Annotated in this window: 12 protein-coding genes; 5 read left to right on the forward strand and 7 right to left on the reverse strand. The window is 70.7% G+C overall.

Going from position 1 to position 17,245, the window contains the following annotated elements; all coding sequences use genetic code 11:
- Nucleotides 1-406: 406 nt before the first annotated feature.
- From ACH4TG_RS20655 to ACH4TG_RS20685, 7 genes are all read right to left on the reverse strand, one after another.
- Nucleotides 407-604: a hypothetical protein gene (locus ACH4TG_RS20655; RefSeq protein WP_398243837.1), complete on the reverse strand. Its 198-nt coding sequence runs from the start codon at nt 602-604 to the stop codon at nt 407-409.
- Nucleotides 605-668: 64 nt separating this feature from the next.
- On the reverse strand, nt 669-2,714 hold the full coding sequence (locus ACH4TG_RS20660; RefSeq protein ID WP_398243838.1) for a radical SAM protein: 2,046 nt from the start codon (nt 2,712-2,714) through the stop codon (nt 669-671).
- Nucleotides 2,715-2,869: 155 nt separating this feature from the next.
- A complete protein-coding gene (locus ACH4TG_RS20665; RefSeq protein ID WP_398243839.1) occupies nt 2,870-3,229 on the reverse strand; it encodes a hypothetical protein in 360 nt (119 codons plus the stop codon).
- A 106-nt stretch (nt 3,230-3,335) separates the two neighbouring features.
- A complete protein-coding gene (locus ACH4TG_RS20670) occupies nt 3,336-4,304 on the reverse strand; it encodes a hypothetical protein (protein WP_398243840.1) in 969 nt (322 codons plus the stop codon).
- Nucleotides 4,305-4,336: 32 nt separating this feature from the next.
- Entirely contained in the window at nt 4,337-5,197 is an 861-nt protein-coding gene (locus tag ACH4TG_RS20675; RefSeq protein WP_398243841.1) for an ABC transporter permease, read from the reverse strand.
- Entirely contained in the window at nt 5,194-6,162 is a 969-nt protein-coding gene (locus tag ACH4TG_RS20680; protein ID WP_398243842.1) for an ABC transporter ATP-binding protein, read from the reverse strand. Before ACH4TG_RS20680 ends, ACH4TG_RS20675 begins: the two co-directional genes overlap by 4 nt.
- Before the next feature lie 98 nt (nt 6,163-6,260).
- The gene (locus tag ACH4TG_RS20685; RefSeq protein WP_398243843.1) at nt 6,261-6,623 is read right to left on the reverse strand and encodes a hypothetical protein; all 363 of its coding nucleotides are present in this window, start codon (nt 6,621-6,623) and stop codon (nt 6,261-6,263) included.
- A gap of 364 nt (nt 6,624-6,987) precedes the next feature.
- Here ACH4TG_RS20685 and ACH4TG_RS20690 point away from each other — a divergent pair, with 364 nt between their 5' ends.
- The 5 genes from ACH4TG_RS20690 (at nt 6,988) to ACH4TG_RS20710 (ending at nt 17,180) form a co-directional block, all read left to right on the forward strand.
- Nucleotides 6,988-9,261, forward strand: coding sequence for a TOMM precursor leader peptide-binding protein (locus tag ACH4TG_RS20690; RefSeq protein ID WP_398243844.1), 2,274 nt, complete (start codon nt 6,988-6,990; stop codon nt 9,259-9,261).
- 112 nt (nt 9,262-9,373) lie between these two features.
- Entirely contained in the window at nt 9,374-10,876 is a 1,503-nt protein-coding gene (locus tag ACH4TG_RS20695) for a SagB family peptide dehydrogenase (RefSeq protein WP_398243845.1), read from the forward strand.
- A complete protein-coding gene (locus ACH4TG_RS20700) occupies nt 10,860-11,678 on the forward strand; it encodes an HlyD family efflux transporter periplasmic adaptor subunit (protein WP_398243846.1) in 819 nt (272 codons plus the stop codon). Before ACH4TG_RS20695 ends, ACH4TG_RS20700 begins: the two co-directional genes overlap by 17 nt.
- A gap of 95 nt (nt 11,679-11,773) precedes the next feature.
- Nucleotides 11,774-13,993 carry an NHLP family bacteriocin export ABC transporter peptidase/permease/ATPase subunit gene (locus ACH4TG_RS20705; protein ID WP_398243847.1) on the forward strand — a complete coding sequence of 740 codons (2,220 nt, stop codon included), beginning with the start codon at nt 11,774-11,776 and terminating at the stop codon, nt 13,991-13,993.
- Between the two features lie 4 nt (nt 13,994-13,997).
- A complete protein-coding gene (locus tag ACH4TG_RS20710; RefSeq protein ID WP_398243848.1) occupies nt 13,998-17,180 on the forward strand; it encodes an NHLP bacteriocin export ABC transporter permease/ATPase subunit in 3,183 nt (1,060 codons plus the stop codon).
- Nucleotides 17,181-17,245: the final 65 nt, after the last annotated feature.

Here is a 17,245-nt window from a genome sequence, read left to right on the forward strand (position 1 = left end):
GACTCCGACTGGTCATCGACGGGACCGGTGCCGCCCGCGCGGCTGTTGTCCCGGTCGTTGCTCACAATGCCCTCCTGGTCTGCTGTCCCCGACCCCCGCGCCGCATGCCGAGCACCCCGTGCTCGACGGCCCCTGCCCCGCTCAGGGGAAGCCGCTGCTGAAGTCGGTCCGGTTTCCTCATCAGTTGCCCGGGGATGGCTGCGGGCATCGGAGCAGCGACCGTGATCGGGAACGTCGACCGCGGTCAAGAGAGCAGGTGTCCGTGCGGGCCCCGCCCGCCCGGCTTTCCGCGCCACCGGTCCCCCGATCGATGGCGCCGCACGGGCGGGCGGGCACGCACAAGGTCCCCGACCCGCGGTCGGGAGGCAGCCGCCCTGCTCGCGTCTGTCTCCTGGCCCGTGCTGCCTCAGCGGCGGTTGCGCTGCCGAGGCGCCCGGCGCGGGGTGGCGCCCTCGCCGCCGCCCCTGGTCATGGTGTACACCATGCTGCTGAGAATGCCGCCGACGACGATCACCACGATCCCGGCGGTGGTGTTGATGAGGAAGCCGACGAGGATGGCCGCTGCGTAGACGGCCGGGGTGATGCGGCGCAGGTTTTGGTTCAAGGCGGGGGGTCCTTCCTGAGGGTGGATTCTGCGGGGGGCGTCGCTGGGGGGCGACCTGTGCTGGCTACGGCACCGCGATACTCGTGCGGTCCCCCTGTCCCGGCATGCGCTGGGCATCGAGGCGCATGCCGACGTCGTGGAGGGGCCGTCCGCTGCCGTGCCAGACCGAGAGAGCGTATGCGCTGAACGGGTAGCGACTCCGCGACTCGGGCACCTCGATGCGGACGTGCACCAGATCTTCACCGGACGCGACCACGGGGGCTCCGCCGGGAACGTCGCCGTAGGTCCTCAGCAGCTCGAACAGCGAGCCGGGCAGGGCGAGTTCGTGCTGCTCCACCTTCCCGTGGATCCCCGCGCGGAACACGGCTGCCGCGGCCAGGTCCAGGTCCTTGACCATGTCGAGGTCGGCACGGTCCGGCAGCGGGTGCCCCTGGGACCTGAGCGCGTCGTAGAGGAAGTCCACGGCGGCCTCGGCGTAGCGGGCGGCACGGTCCTCATCGCCCACGATGCGCCGCAGGATCGCCTGGTAGTGGACCTCCTCGTGGATGACGGGACGCCCGATGTACCCGTACAGGCGGGCGCGGTTGAAGCTGGCGGGCTCGCGCCAGGAACGGGCGTAGTCCGCCATCAGGAAGGAGATCAGGGGGTCCTCCCCGCCACCCTCGCGGAGGAAGGAGCCGAGCAGTTCCACCAGGTCCACCGTGCGCACCCCGGAGGTCTCGGCGAGCACCCTCAGCGTCGACCGGAGCAGGCACTTGTGAAAGAGCGTCAGCGGGATGCGGAAGGCCATCCCGCTGAGCCAGTCCTCGAAGGACATCCGGGAGTGCTCGATCACCACGTCGGCCAGCAGGTCCGTGTTCCCCGGGTCGCAGGGCATGTGCCGGGTGCGCAGGCCGTGGTCGTCGCGGAAGCGGTCGTGCGTGTAGTCGGTGTTGTTGAGCAGCAGCAGCGGGTAGATGACGGGGGCGCCGCCCGAGGCGATCGCCTCCTCGATCCCGGCCAGGTGGGTGGCGCGGGACTCGCCGGGCAGGCCCCAGATGAGGTCCGTGTAGGTCGGGATGTTCTGGGCCCGGAACTGGGTCTGCATACGGCGGTAGTTGTCGACCCGGATGTTGCGGCGGTTGGCGATCTGCAGCACCTCGGCGTCGAAGGACTGCGCCGACAGGGTGATGGCCCCGGTCAGTCCCGCCCGGTACAGCAGCCCCGCGATCTCCACGACCCGGCCGTTGGTGTTCTTCGCCCAGTTCGTCATCACCAGCAGCCGCTTGTTGTGGCGCCGGCACAGTTCCACGATGTGGCGGGCGATGTCCACGTCGCGGGCGACGATGCCGAAGTTGGCGTCGGCGATGAACAGCTGGGTGCCGTCGGCGGCCACCCGCACGATGCGCTCCAGTTCGTCCTGGATGCGCTCCATGGGGAACTGGCGGACCTTGGAGTTGGTGGCACCGCCCCAGTAGCAGAAGGCGCAGGAGTAGGGGCAGCCCCGGTTGGTCTCGTACACCAGCATCCGGGACTGCGCGATGTCCTCGTCGCTCCAGGTGCTCCCGAGCAGCGGCGAGGGCAGCTCGCCGAGGTCCGCGATCCGGGGGGCCTCGGCGGTGGTGACCACCTCGCCGCCGGCGGAGCGGTAGCTGATGCCGGGCACGTCCGCCATCTCGTCGTCCGCGGCGGCCGGGTCCTGGTGGCGCAGGAACACCCGCAGCAGGTCGCGGAAGCGGATCTCCCCCTCGCCGTGGACGAGGACGTCGACCCAGGGAGCCTCGGTGAACAGCACCTGCTGCTGGTGCGTCACATCGTTGCCGCCGACCACGATGCGGCAGCCGGGCCAGCGGTCCTTGATCCGGCGGGCCAGTTCGAGCGTGCTGGGCCGGTTCCAGAAGTAGACGGTGAAGGCGACCACCAGGGGGTCCTGCAGCGCGCCCAGCACCTTGGCGCAGGTGGCTTCGAAGGCGTCCCCGCCCTGCATGTACACGTGTTTGGTGAAGGAGCACGCCTCGGCGAGCTCCGGGTCCGCCTCGGCGGCGGCCTGCAGGTAGCCCAGCACGGAGCTGTAGCGGACGCCGGGCATCACGGTCAGCTCGACCAGGTGCGCTTGGCGCCGTCCAGCCACGGCAGAGGGCTGCCCGAGTCCGGCTGGCAGGTCGGCTGACGTCATTTCTCGAACCCTTCTTGATCTCCGTTGCGTTGACCGGCCGCGCCGGAACCGGCCGGCCGTGACTGACGGTTTCCCCGTCCGTCACGGCCGCCCGGTTCCGCGGTGTCAGATCAGGTGCAGGTGCAGCACGGCGAGCAGCAGCAGCAGTAGCTGTCGCCGCCGGCCACGGCCTCCAGGTCGGCCTCGGACAGCTCACGGTCCTCGATCTGCGGCGAGCTCGGCACCCGCAGCTCGTAGACACCGCTCGCCTTGCCGGCCCCCCAGAGGGTCACCTGAGCCTCCAGGTCGGGGTCGCCCCCGATCTCCCGGACTATGCGCACGGTGGCGTTCGCCGGCAGTTCCAGACCCTGCTCGGCCAGCGCGGTGCGCGGGTTCTCCTCCAGCCTCGTCACGTAGTTGTCGTCCGACCATGCGGCCGTCAGCACCTTGGTGTAGGCGCTGACGAACGCCGACCTCTCCCTGGGTTCCATGGTTCTCCTTGTTGCTCGATGGTTTGCCGGGCGTCGCGGTCGACGCCCGGACGGTCCGGCCTGGAAGGCCGGGAGTCGTGTGTGCCGGCCACGAAGGGCGGACCGTTCAGTGGACCGACAGCAGAAAGTCGCTGAAGCCGAGGAGCTGGACCCCGGAGCCCGGTGCGGAGGCGGGCGGGATGACGCTGAGGTACACCTCGAGGCGTTTGATCACGTACTCGGGGGCGTGCGCTCCTTGGGGGCTGCCCGCCATGACGGCCTCCGGGCTGTCGGGGTCGAGGGCCACCGTTCCGGTGCCGGACGCGGGCCGCATCCGGTCCTTCACGGTGACGGCGGTGAACGCCAGTACCCCTCCGTCCCGGGTGCGCAGCATGTAGGACGGGAAGACCCGCGGCAGCAGGGTCCGGGTCAGCTCGCCGCCGCGGGTCTTCAGCTCCTGGGCGGTGGCGTCGTACATGCCGGCGAGATCGACGTTGAGCGCGTCGCTCGGGGCCAGTGGCACGTCGGAGTCGCGGTGGCCCTCGGCGAAGTCGTTGTACGCCTTGGCGAGCGCGTCGGGCGACACCAGCAGGCCGTCGCTGCTGGTGACCGCCGGCTCGCCGTGGACGCTGTCCTCGGCGAGCGCCGGCAGCCCGTTGGTGTCCTTGGCCAGCGGGTAGTAGGCGACCCGGTACGGCTCCGACGCCCGGTCCTTGACGAACAGGAGGTACGCCGGTACCGGGGTGACCCGGTCGGACTGGAGCTGCGGGGCGGTCGCCAGGAAGTAGCGCGGGTAACCGCTGACGCGCGGGAAGACGAAGCGGGGGGTGACGAAGCTCCGGTCCGACACCTTGACCTTCTGCGCGTTCTTGAGCGTCAGGTCCGCCTGGCTCGCCATCGAGGCCGGCGGCTCCTCGATGCCGGACAGGTCGTGGACGTTCTCGAGGCCGACCGCGTTGCTCTTCTCCGCGTACTGCTGGAGCAGCTTGGTCGCCAGGGGCACGCCGACCGGCGGGGGCGGCCCGTCGGAGGCGTGTGCCGTGGGCGTGGACGCACCGCTGCCGCATCCGGCGACGAGCACCGTGAAGGCTGCCACGGCGGTCCACGTCCTCATCCTGCCGGGCCCGTTCATTCCTTGGCCCGCTCCCATTTGAAGGCTGCCAGGCTGAGCAGGAGCCCGACCACGCACCACACGCCGAGCACCAGCGCCGTACGCCCGTGCTCCCAGCTCCCGGCCGCCTCGGCCTTCTGGAAGGAGTCGGACAGGAACGCCGAACGCAGGCCCTGGGCCATCCATTTGAGCGGGAAGCAGCTCGCCACCACCTGCATGAATCCGGGGAGCTGGGTGAACACGAAGAACACTCCCGAGATGAGCTGCAGCGCCAGGTACGGCAGTTGGACCACGGGCGCCGCGGCACGCGCGTTCGGCGCCACCCGGCTGTAGGCGATGCCGAGGAAGGAGCAGGCGACGATGCCGAGGACGACCACCCAGGCGAACGTGAACCAGCGAGCCCCGGTGTTCGGAAGGTGCAGCCCGAACAGGGTCACGCCGACGGTCAGCAGCACCACGGTCTCCAGCACCCCGGTGACGAAGGCCTGGGCGACCTTGCCCAGGAAGTACGACACCGGCGACATGGGGGTCGCGGCCAGCCGGCGCAGGGTGCCGTCGTCGCGCTCGATGGCGATGGCGACGGCGAGGCTGGAGAAGGTGGTGCTCATGATGCCGGAGGCGATGATCCCGGCGATCAGCACCTGTTTCATGGGGGTGTGGGTGCCGGGAGCGTCGCCGCTGAAGATGGCGCCGAAGATCAGCAGCAGCACGAGCGGCAGGGCGAAGGTGAAGATCACCGCCTGCCGGTTGCGGAAGTAGCACTTCAGCTCGATGCCGGCGCGGGAGGCCGCCACCCGCACGACCGAGGGCATCCGCTGGTCGCGCGTGGGGGGCTCGGAGCGGTACCCCACAGCCGTGGTTTCGAATCCGCCAGTCATGCGATGTGCTCCAGTCCGGGCGCGGGCGCCGAAGTCGCGGCGTCGGCCGATGCGATCATCCGGAGGTAGACGTCCTCCAGCGTGGGCCTGGTGACGGTCAGTCCCGGGAGGTCGTAACTGCCCAGCCGGACCGCCCAGTCGAGCAGGACGCGCAGTACCGCGGCCGGCGTGGCGGTGCTGATCCGGACCTGGCCGTCCGCTCCTCCGACCGACGGTGTTCCGGCGCCGTGCACGGACGGCAGTTGCGCCCCGCGCAGGGGGCCGACGGCGTGGAACTCGATCACGGCCTCGCCGTGGGCGCGGCCGCCGATGTCCCCGGGCGCGCCTTCTGCGGCGACCCTCCCGCGCAGAAGGATGGCGACCCGCTCGCAGAGCGCCTCGACCTCGTCGAGGTAGTGGGTGGTGAGCATCACCGTGGTGCCGTCCGTGGCCAGCTCCCGGATCAGGTCCCAGGTGACGCGCCGGGCCTGCGGGTCCAGCCCGGTGGTGGGTTCGTCGAGGAAGACGAGTTCGGGGCGCCCGACGATGCCGAGCGCGATGTCCAGGCGGCGCTGCTGGCCGCCCGAGAGCCGGCCGGTACGCTCGTTCGCCTTCTCACCGAGTCCCGTCCGCTGGATCACGGTGTCGACCGGGAACGGGTCGGGGTACAGGGAGGCGAAGTGCGAGACGACCTCCTTGACGGTGAGTTCGTCGAAGGAGCCCATGTCCTGGGGGACGATGCCGAGGCGGGCGCGCCACTGGGGCCCGGCGCCCACCGGGTCCTGGCCGAGGACGCTGACCGATCCGGCGCTGCGGCTGCCGAAGCCCGTGAGGATCTCCTGCGTGGTGGTCTTCCCCGCGCCGTTGGGGCCGAGCAGAGCGAAGATCTCACCACGTCCCACGTGGAGGTCGACCCCGTGCAGCACCGGGACCGCCCCGTAGGACTTGCGCAGTCCGGACACACCGATGATCTCCGGTCCGGGCATCTTGCATCACCTCGAGGTTCTGAGGGTCTGAGGGTGATTGACGGCTGAAGTTGAAGGCGGCACCGCGGCGTCAGGGGGACGCCGCGACGCCCTGCCTGTCAGGTGCAGGTGCAGCAAGGGCAGCAGCAGCAGCAGTACGTGTTGTCGCCGCCCGCTACGGCCTCCAGGTCGGCCTCGGACAGCTCACGGTCCTCGATCTGCGGCGAGCTCGGCACCCGCAGCTCGTACACACCGGTCGTCTTGCCGGCCTCCCAGAGGGTCACCTGGGCCTCCAGGTCGGGGTCGCCCCCGATGGCCCGGACGATCCGCACGGTGGCGTTCGCCGGCAGCTCCAGGCCCTGCTCGGCCAGCGTGTTGCGCGGGTTCTGCTCCAGCTTCGTCACGTAGTTGTCGTCCGACCATGCATTCGTCAGCACCTTGGTGTAAGCGCTGACGAACGCCGACCGCTCCCTGGGTTCCATGAGTACCCCTCGTTTGTCGATTGCCGTCAAGCCATGCCGGCTCGCCGTGGATGCGGGAAATCATTCAGAGCCGACGGCCGGTAAGTCAACCGCGAACTCCTCAATTATGGGCCGATCATTTTTGCGCCCTTCCCCACACCCCAAGAAGCCGGTACCTCATACCGTTACAGCAGCTCAGAGCCGCTAGAAGAGGGGGACCACTAGGTTTAGAGAAGGCACCCCCTACAGATAAGAGGGGCACCTGGCATACACAGTCGAGGGGCACCGAATAATTAGCCGACGCGCTTCCTGACTTCCTTGCTCTACCCTTCTTGGCGGGTATTAAAGTGTCGGATCACGTCGAATTTGTTTATTGGAGGTCGCGGTGGATCTGCCTCGCTTCAAGGCACACCTTGTCCCGCAGGTCGTCGGCTCGGATCGGGTCTTCCTCGTCGCGGAGGAAGGCCACTACCTGGTCCAGGGAAAGGCGGTCGCCGATGTGGTGCCCTTCCTGGACGGGACCCATACGGTCGCCGAGATAGCCCAGAAGCTCTCCGACCGCTTCACGCTGGGTGAAGTCGTCTTCGCCATCAGCAAGTACCAGCGGTTCCACCACCTCGCCGAGGGGCCGGTCGGGACCGACCGCGCCTCGGTGGCCTTCTGGGAGGCCCAGGGAGTGGACGCCACCGAGGCCGCCCGGCGGCTGAGCGAGGCCCAGGTGGAGATCACCTCGGTGGGCGCGGTGGACGAGGCCGAGGTGGTCGCCGCGCTGCGGACCACCGGCATCGAGGTGCGGCCGGTCAGCGCCGCCGCGGCCGGTGCGGCCGCCCCGACCCTGGTCGTGGTGCTCGCCGACGACTACTGCAACCCCGAACTCGCCGCCGTCGACGCCCGCCTGCGCGACGCCGGCATCCCCTGGCTGCTCGCCAAGCCCAACGGCGCCGACGTCTGGACCGGCCCCTACATCGTGCCGGACGCCACCGGCTGCTGGCACTGCCTGGCCCAACGGCTCGACGGCAACCGGCAGGTGGAGGCGTACCTCAAGCGCAAGCGCGGGGACGACGCTCCGCTGATCACCTCGCTGGCGACCTCCCCCTGGTCGGGCGGGCTCTCGGCACAGATGGTCGTCGGCGCCGTGGCCGGCATCATCGGGGCGCAGGCGTCCGACTACCGGGGTGTCCTGGTCTCGGTGCACGTCCCGACCATGCGGACCGAGCGCCACCAGCTGATCCGGCAGCCGCAGTGCCCCGGCTGCGGCGACCCCTCGGTCCTGCACATCGACCCGCGGATCGAACTGACCGAGCAGACCGTGCGGTTCAGCGCGGACGGCGGGCACCGCACGATGCGCCCCGACGACACCTACAAGCGGCTGGAGAAGCACGTCAGCCGACTGACCGGCGCCGTCAGCTCGCTGCGGTTGCTCAACGACGTCGACAACGGTGTCACCTACAGTTACTCGGCCGGCCACAACTTCGCGATGCCCGGCGACAACCTCGCCATGCTGCGCCGCAACCTGCGCGGGCAGAGCGGCGGCAAGGGCCGCACCGACATCCAGGCCCGCGTCAGCGGCATGTGCGAGGCCATCGAGCGGTACTCGGGCGTGTGGCGCAACGACCGCGCCACCCGCCGGGCCAGCTTCGACGCGCTCGGTCCCGACCTGGCGGTGCACGCCAACGACCTGCTCCAGTACTCGCAGGCCCAGTACGCCAACCGGGAGGAGTGGAACCACAACGGCGCCGGCCGGCTGCACATCGTGCCGGACCCGTTCGACACCGGCCGCGAGATCGACTGGACGGCCGCGTGGTCGCTGACCCACGACCGGGAGCGGCTGGTCCCGTCCGGCTACGCCTGGTTCGGCCACCCCGACCTGGTGGACAACTTCTACTGCTTCAGCGACGGCAACGGCAACGCCGCCGGGAACACCCTCGAAGAGGCCATCCTCCAGGCGTTCTACGAGCTCTGCGAGCGCGACGCGGTCGGCCTGTGGTGGTACAACCGGGCGCTGCGCCCCGGCTTCGACCTCGACAGCCTGCACGAGCCGTACATCGACACCCTGCGCGAGTTCTACGCGGGGATGAACCGCACCCTTGAGGTGGTGGACATCACCACCGACATCGGCATTCCCACCATGGCCGCGGTCTCGCGCCGGGTCGACCACCCGGTGGAGGACGTGCTGCTGGGATTCGGCGCGCACCTGGACGTGCGGATCGCCGTCCTGCGGGCCCTCACCGAGGTCAACCAGTTCCTGCCGGCGGTGATCAACCGCAAGCCGGACGGGTCCACGGACTACTGGGAGGACGACCCGGACACGCTCGCGTGGCTGCAGCAGGTGACGGTCGCGGGCGACCCCTGGGTCGTCCCGTCCGGGAAGCTCTCCACCACCTCGGCCGCCGACTACTCCGGCCTGTTCTCCGGCGACCTGGCCAAGGACATCCGCAACGGTGTCGAGCGGGTCGAGAAGGCGGGGATGGAAGTGATCGTCCTCGACCAGAGCCTGCCCGACCTGGAGTTGAAGGTCGCCAAGGTCATGGTCCCCGGCATGCGCCACTTCTGGCGCCGGCTGGGCCCGGGCCGGCTCTACGACGTGCCGGTCGAGCTGGGCTGGGTGTCCGGGGCCACCGCCGAGGACCGGATGAACCCGCGCAGCGTCTTCTTCTGATCCACCCCTCACGCCGCCACCCGAGCGGGTCCCGCCGGGTGGCGGCGGCCTTGGCCGTCACGCCCCTGCCCCGTGGCAGGGCTTTCCCCACCGCAGTCTCTCTGGAGATGTCATGACTGGTCCCGATCCCAACGACGTCGTCAGCACACCCCCGCCCGCTCCCGACCCGACGCGCGTCGGGGAGCTCCTGCACCTTCACCCGGGCGCTCGGGTCGTCCCCGTTCCCAGCGGGGCGACCCAGATCTTCATCGGGCAGCGCGGTACCTCGCTGGGCACCCTGTCGCCCGGGCAGGCGGCGGCCGTCGAGCTGCTCGCCGCCCAGCAGGTGGACGCCGACGCGCTGCTGGACGTCGTCCGGAGCCACGAGGGCGAGATGGGCATGCTCAAGATGCCCAAGCTCCTGCAGAGGCTGCGGGCCGGCGGCTGGCTCTCCGTCACCCTGGAGGTCGCGGGCTCGCCCGTGCTGACCTTCCGCCCGCTCGGCCCCGCCGTCCCGCCCGCTCCCCAGCACGACGCCGACCCGGCCGAGTTGCGGATGTCCCGGTTCGCCGTGCTGCGCACCGAGGGCACGGGCATGGTGCTCGAGTCGCCGCTGGCGCACGTCGCCGCGGAACTGCATGACCCGGCGCTCGCCGCGCTGCTGGCCTCGCTGGCCGCCGCGCCGGGCGAGCAGCCGGGTCCCGGCGGCGCCGAGGGCGCGCCGGCGTACCCGGTGGACTACCCCGCAGCGGTCCCGGCGCTCCTGGGCGCGCTGGCCCGGCACGGCTTCCTGGTCCCGCGGAGCGGCGCCGCCGAGGAGGACTTCCGCTTCGCGCAGTGGTCGCCGCACGAGCTGTGGTTCCACAGCCGTACCCGCGTCGGACGCCACGACCTGCCGTACGGCGGCACGTACTGGGCCAAGGACGTCGCCGAGCCGCTGCCCGCGGTCCGGCCGTCCTTCGACGGCCGCGCGGTGGAGCTCCCCCGCGCGGACCTGCAGGCGCTGCGCGCGAGCGACCGGACCCTCACCGAGGTGCTGGAGGACCGGAAGTCGCTGCGGCTGCACGACGGCGCGGCGCCGCTCACGACCGAGCAGCTGGGCGAGTTCCTGTACCGGAGCGCGCGCAACCGGGGCCGCTACCAGGACGGTGCGCAGGAACTGGGCGACCGGCCCTACCCGTCCGGCGGCCGGGCGTACGAGCTGGAGATCTATCCGCTGATCCACCGGGTGGACGGGGTCGAACCGGGCCTGTACCACTACGACCCCGAAGGACACCGGCTGGAGCTGGTGGCCGAGCCCGGGCCGGCGCTCACCCGTCTCGCCGAGATGTCCCGCGCGACCGCGCAGATGTCCGAGACGCCGCAGGTGACGCTGCTGGTCACGGCGCGCTTCGGGCGCGTGATGTGGAAGTACTCGACGATGGGGTACGCCCTGGTGCTCAAGCACGTGGGGGTGCTCTACCAGGTGATGTACAGCGTGGCCACCGCCATGGGGCTCGCGGGCTGCGGGCTCGGCGGCGGCGACTCCGACGCCTTCGCCGCCGCCTCCGGGGTTCCGTGGGAGAGCGAGTCGACCGTCGGCGAGTTCCTGCTCGGCAGCCGCGGAAAGGAGGGCGGCGATGGAGTTCCGGCGTAAGGCACTGGAGAACCTGCGGCAGCCCGACGACCTGGACAGCCCCGTGCGCCTGGCGCGTCCGCGCGCCTGGCTGGTGCTGTCGGTCGCCGCGGTGATCCTCGCGGGCGGTCTGGTGTGGTCCTACAACGGCTCGCTGGCCCGCAGCGTCGACGTACCGGGCCTCCTGACGCACCCGCAGGGCGTGTCGAAGGTCGAGAGCCCGCAGAGCGGGATGGTGTCGAACGTCTACGTCGACACCGGGGCCGTCGTGACCAAGGGCGCCCCGGTGCTGTCCCTGGTCGAGCCGCAGGGCGAGACCCAGATCATCCGGGCCCCCTTCTCCGGCCGGGCCATCGCCTTGCTGGTCGCCAACGGGCAGTACGTCCAAGCGGGCGCGACGTTCATGACGGTGGAGCGCACCGACGCCAAGAACGACCGGCTGGTGGCCGTCCTGTTCGCCTCCGCGACCAAGGCCGGCCAGCTGAAGCCCGGTGACAAGGTCGACATGGACGTGTCGTCGGCGCCCTCGCAGGCGTTCGGCCTGATGCGCGGCAAGATCACGTCGATTGACCCGTTCCCGCAGACCGAGCAGCAGGTGCTGGACTTCCTGGGCGGGAACCAGCTCATGGCCAACCAGCTGCTGAACAAGGGCGGTCCGGTCCGCATCTTCGTCGACCTGCAGCCCGACTCCAAGCTCCCCAGCGGCTTCAAGTGGACCACGGCGTCGGGCCCCCCGTTCCGGATCAACTCCTGGACGCAGGTCACCGGCATCGGCCGACTGCCCGGTGAGCGCCCGATCGATTGGCTGCTGCCCAAAAAATGACTACTCAGACTCCACCACAGGCCACGAACGGGCCAGGGCAGCAGTACCGGTCGAACCGGAACCGACGCCAGCGTGAGGACCGCTCCCGGAACCGGATGCGCGTCGACACCCCGACCACCATCCAGTTGGAGGCGGTCGAGTGCGGCGCGGCCTCCCTCAGCATGGTGCTCGGCTACTTCGGGCGGCACGTCCAGCTGGAGGAGCTGCGGACTGCCTGCGGTGTCTCCCGCGACGGCGCCAAGGCCGTCAACCTGCTGCGCGCAGCCAGGAGTTACGGCCTGCTCGCCAGCGGTCGCCAGATGGAGGTCGAGCGCCTCAAGAACCTGCGGCCGCCGACGATCCTGTTCTGGAACTTCAACCACTTCGTGGTCTACGAGGGCATGGGCACCCGGCTCGGACGCCAGGTGGTCCACCTCAACGACCCGGCCTCCGGCAAGCGCACGGTCGACATGGAGGAGTTCGACAAGAGCTTCACCGGTGTCGTCCTGACCTTCGAGCGCGGCCCGGACTTCCAGCGCGGCGGCCGCCGCCCGCGCGCGCTGTCCGACCTGTACTCCCGTTACGGGAGCAACGGCGGCGCCCTGCTGCTCGCCCTGCTGGCCAGCATCCTGCTGATCGTCCCCGGTGTCGCGGTCCCCGCGTTCACCCGCGCGTTCATCGACCGGGTGCTGAACAACGGCGACCACTCCTTCGTCACCCCGCTGATCGTGGCGATGGGCGCGTCGGCGGCACTGACACTGGTACTGACCCTGCTGCAGCAGAGCCATCTGCTACGTGTGGAGTCGTCGACGGCGATCCGAAGTTCCGCCCGCGTCGTCCGTCACCTGGTACGACTACCCGTCGTCTTCTTCACGCAACGAAATCCGGCGGAGATCTCCCAGCGCGTCACCTCCAACGACAGGGTCGCCGAGATCCTGTCCCGTGACGTGGCGACCGCCGCGGTCAGCGCGCTGCTCGTCGTCTTCTACGCGATCCTGCTGTGGACCTACGACGTCGAGCTGACCCTCATCGGCGTCGGCGTGGCCCTGCTGAACATCGTGGTGCTGCGCCTGGTCTCCCGGCTGCGCGCCGACGCGGTGTCCAAACTCCGTGCGGACCGCGCCCGGTTGACCGCGGCCTCGTTCAACGGCCTGCAGCTCATCGAGACGATGAAGGCGTCGGGCTCGGAGAACGACTACTTCGGGCGCTGGGCCGGCTTCCAGGCCAAGGTGGTCTCCGGATCGCAGGTCCTCGGCACCCCCACCGCGCTGCTCGGTGTCGTACCCCCGCTCCTCGCGGCGGTGGACAGCGGCTGCATCCTGCTCATCGGCGGTCTCAAGGCGATCGACGGCAGCATCTCCATCGGTCTGCTGGTCGCCTTCCAGACGCTGGTGACCAACTTCACCCGTCCCGTCTCCCAGTTGACCAACCTCGGTCCGCGGGTGCAGGACGTCGCGGCCGACATCAACCGGCTCAAGGACATCGAACGGTTCCCGATCGCCACGGACTTCACCGACCGGGAGCCCCTGGGCGGCGCTACCCCCGCACGCGCGCCGGAACCGCCCCAGATCCCGGGCCAGCCCGCCACCACGCCGGCCAGGTCCCGCCGTCCCAGCAGCGCGGCGAGCGTCGAGCTGCGGGGTGTCACCTTCGGGTACAGCCCGCTGGGCGAGCCGCTGCTGCGCGACTTCGACCTGACCGTGCGGCCCGGCCAGCGCGTGGCGCTGGTCGGCGGCTCGGGCAGCGGGAAGTCCACCGTGAGCCGGCTGATCGCCGGTCTGTACGAGCCGTGGTCCGGGCAGATCCTCTTCGACGGCCTGGAGCGCAAGGCGTACGCCCGCGACACGCTCGGCAACTCGGTGGCGTTCGTCGACCAGGAGATCTTCCTCTTCGAGGGGACGATCCGGGAGAACGTCACCTTGTGGGACACGTCGATCCCCGACGAGAGGATCGTCGCGGCGCTGCGCGCCGCGGCCGTCTACGACGTCGTGTCCTCCCGGCCGGGCACCCTGGGCAGCTTCGTCGCCGAGGGCGGCTCCAACTTCTCGGGCGGCCAGCGGCAGCGTCTGGAGATCGCCCGCGCGCTGGTACGCGGGCCAGGCGTCATGGTGCTGGACGAGGCGACCAGTGCCCTGGACGCGGAGACCGAGAAGAAGATCGACGACAACCTCCGCCGGCTCGGCTGCGCGTGCGTGATCATCGCGCACCGGCTGTCGACGGTCCGGGACAGCGACGAGATCCTCGTCCTGGACCATGGCCGGGTCGTGCAGCGCGGCACGCACCAGACGCTCGTCGGGGCTGAGGGCCTGTACGCCGACCTGATCCGGGAGCAGTGACGCCGTGACCACATCGTTCTTCCCGATGGGCTTCGGCTCGGACGCGCTGGACCTGTCGGCGATCACCCAGGTCCTCACCCCGCGGTCGGACAGCGTCTTCGCGCTGGACGACCCCGCACGCATCTGGTTCGTCACCGAGGGCATGCTGGACCTCTTCGCCGCGAGCGCGGACGAGGGCGGGCGCTGGACCTTCCTGTGCCGCGTCGGGACCGGCACCGTACTGTGCGGCGCCCGGCCGGACGGGCCGACCCTCGTCGGCAAACCGCTGCCCGGCGGGGCGGTGCGTTCCTGCATGCTCAGCGACGCGCTCGTCGCCGCGGTCCCGGGGGTCGGACTCAGCGAGTACCCGGGCGGCGGCGGACCGGCCGGCCGGCTCGCCACGCACCTGGCGGACGGCCTGGACAACGGCTTCATCGCGCTCGCGGACGCGGTGCGCACCGCACTGCCGCCGCGGGAGTTCGTGCCGCTGGAGACGGAGGGCACCAGCGGGCAGGCCGGTTCACGCCGGACGTGGCTGACGCCCGGGTCCGAGGCGCGCTCGGTCGACGGCGCGCTCTGGATCCAGGTGATCCGAGGTTCCGTCGCGCTCGCCCTGACCGACGTCGTCGACGAGGACGACGGGGCCTCGCAGGCCCCGCCGCAGCAGCCCCCGCCCCAGCAGCCCGCGCCGCCGCCCCCGCCCGCTGCTCCGTACGGACAGCAGGCCCCGCCTGCCGCTCCGTACGGACAGCAGGCCCCGCAGCAGTCCTCACCCGACGCGTTCGCCACCGTCGGCTGGCCCGGGCGGGGCGTCGCGAAGCGGTTCCTGGTCACCGAGTCCGACTGGGTGCGCTCCGACAAGGGCGCGGTGGTCGGTGTCCTCCGCACCTCGGAGGTCCTGGCCGACCCGGACTTCGCCTTCGAGGTCCAGTCCCAGCAGCGCCTGCTCATGAGCCGGCTGACGGACCGGATGATCAGCAAGCGGGCCACGTCCCGCCGCGAGATGCGGCAGCGCCGGAAGATGGACGCCGAGACGCTGCAGCGTTCCTCGCGCGCCCTGATCTCCGTACTCGACCCGTTCCGGCATTCGGCCAGTGGCGACTTCGACCCGGCCGACCAGGACGAGTACCTTGCGGTGGCCCGCGTGGTCGGGGCCGCCTCGGGCGTCGAGGTCAACCGCAGCTCCACGTCGGAGGCGGGCGACTCCCGGCTGGGCCCGGTGGAGCGGATCGCGGTCTCCTCGCGGTTCCGCAGCCGGGAGATCCACCTGGAGGGCACCTGGTGGCGTACCGACATCGGGCCGCTGTTCGCCCACCTCGTCACGGAGACCTCCGACGGCAAGGAGGGCGCCGGCACCAGGCGCACCCCGGTCGCGCTCATCTGGCGGCGCGGCCGGTACGAGGCGCGGGAGCCCGGCGGCAAGACGGTGGCCGTCGGCCGTTCGTACGCCTCGCGGATCGAGTCCACGGCGTGGATGTTCTACCCGCCGCTGCCGGACAAGCCGCTGGCCCGGGGCGAGTTGCTGCGCTTCGGTCTGCGTGGCAGCGGCCGGGACGCGACGGCGATGCTCGGCCTCGGTCTCGCCGCGGCCCTGCTCGGCCTGCTGATCCCGGTGCTCACCGGTAAGGTGCTCGGAGTCTTCGTACCCCACGCCGACCGGGGACCCGTGACGCAGGTGTGCGTCGTCCTGTTCTCCGCGGCGGCGCTCTCGGCCGTGCTCTCGGCGGTCCAGAACCTGTCGCTGCTGCGGCTGGAGGGGCGCTTCGAGGGGCGGGCACAGGCCGCGGTGTGGGACAGGCTGCTGCGGCTCCCCACCGGGTTCTTCACCAAGGTCTCCACCGGTGAGCTGAGCAACTCCGCGATGGGCATCAGCACCATCCGGGACGTGCTCTCCGGCATCACCGCCCAGGTCGTGCTGGGCGTCATGGGGTTCCTCGCGAACATGACCCTGCTGTTCTTCTACAGCGTCCCGCTGGCCCTGATGGCGCTGGCCCTGGCACTCGCCGGCGGCGGCTTCTGCCTGCTCGTGGGGATCAAGCAGACCAAGTGGCAGAAGCGGCTGACCGAGCACGACCACAAGCTGGCGGGCGTCCTCTTCCAGATGCTCGGCGGCCTGCCCAAGCTGCGCGTCGCGGTGGCGGAGGACCGGGCGTTCTCCCACTGGGCCCTGGGCTTCGCCCAGTCCCGGCGGCTTTCGTCGCGCGCCCGGCGCCTGCAGAACGTGGTCACCGTCTTCAACTCCGGCTACATGCTGATCTGTACGCTCCTGCTGTTCGCCCTCGTCGGCGGCCCGGCCAGGAATGAGCTGTCCACCAGCGCCTTCCTGACCTTCAACAGCGCGTTCGGGCTGATGCTGGCGGCCACCGTCCAGATCACCGGCAGCGTCACCATGGCCTCGGCCGTGGTACCGCTCCTGGAGGGCCTGGACCCGGTGATCACCGCGGTGCCCGAGGTGTCGGACGCCAAGGAGTCCCCGGGCGACCTGTACGGCGAGATCGAGGTCGCCAACGCCAGCTTCCGGTACAGCGAGGAAGCGCCGCCGGTGCTGCACGACGTCAGTTTCCTGGTGCGCCCCGGCGAGTTCGTCGCCATCGTGGGTCCGACGGGATGCGGCAAGTCCACGCTGCTCCGGCTGCTGATCGGTTTCGACGAGCCCACCTCCGGAGCGGTCCTCTACGACGGCCAGGACCTGTCCTCGCTCGACGTGGCGGCCGTCCGCCGGCAGTGCGGTGTCGTGCTGCAGAACGGGCAGCTCTTCGCCGGCAGCATCCTGTCCAACATCTGCGGCATGGCCAACTACACGCTCGACGAGGCGTGGGAGGCCGCCGAGATGGCCGGGCTCGACGAGGACCTGGGGCGGATGCCGATGGGCATGCACACCGTCCTGTCCGAAGGGGCGACGACGCTGTCGGCCGGCCAGCGGCAGCGGCTCATCATCGCCCGCGCGCTGATCGGCCGGCCGCGCATCCTCTTCTTCGACGAGGCCACCAGCGCGCTGGACAACCGCACCCAGGAGATCGTCACGCAGAGTATGCGGCGGCTGAACGCCAGCCGCATCGTGATCGCCCACCGGCTGTCGACCGTGATGCGGGCCGACCGGGTGCTGGTGCTGGACGCCGGCCGGATGGTGCAGGCCGGCAGCCCGGACGAACTGCTCCGGGACGAGGACGGCATGTTCTTCCGCCTCGTCCAGCGGCAGATGTCCTGACCCCGTGCCGCTCCGCGGCCTGCCCGGTCCTGCCCGACCGCCCGTGGCGCCCCAGGCGCCGGCGC

It is taken from the genome of Streptomyces sp. NPDC020917, from assembly GCF_044333795.1.
Classification (GTDB): domain Bacteria; phylum Actinomycetota; class Actinomycetes; order Streptomycetales; family Streptomycetaceae; genus Actinacidiphila.

Excerpts from the sequence above, each read along its gene's own strand:
- ACH4TG_RS20665 (WP_398243839.1), bottom strand. The coding sequence starts at position 3,229 with ATGGAACCCAGGGAGAGGTCGGCGTTCGTCAGCGCCTACACCAAGGTG.
- ACH4TG_RS20675 (WP_398243841.1), bottom strand. The coding sequence starts at position 5,197 with ATGACTGGCGGATTCGAAACCACGGCTGTGGGGTACCGCTCCGAGCCC.
- ACH4TG_RS20680 (WP_398243842.1), bottom strand. The coding sequence starts at position 6,162 with ATGCCCGGACCGGAGATCATCGGTGTGTCCGGACTGCGCAAGTCCTAC.
- ACH4TG_RS20685 (WP_398243843.1), bottom strand. The coding sequence starts at position 6,623 with ATGGAACCCAGGGAGCGGTCGGCGTTCGTCAGCGCTTACACCAAGGTG.
- ACH4TG_RS20695 (WP_398243845.1), top strand. The coding sequence starts at position 9,374 with ATGACTGGTCCCGATCCCAACGACGTCGTCAGCACACCCCCGCCCGCT.
- ACH4TG_RS20700 (WP_398243846.1), top strand. The coding sequence starts at position 10,860 with ATGGAGTTCCGGCGTAAGGCACTGGAGAACCTGCGGCAGCCCGACGAC.
- ACH4TG_RS20705 (WP_398243847.1), top strand. The coding sequence starts at position 11,774 with ATGCGCGTCGACACCCCGACCACCATCCAGTTGGAGGCGGTCGAGTGC.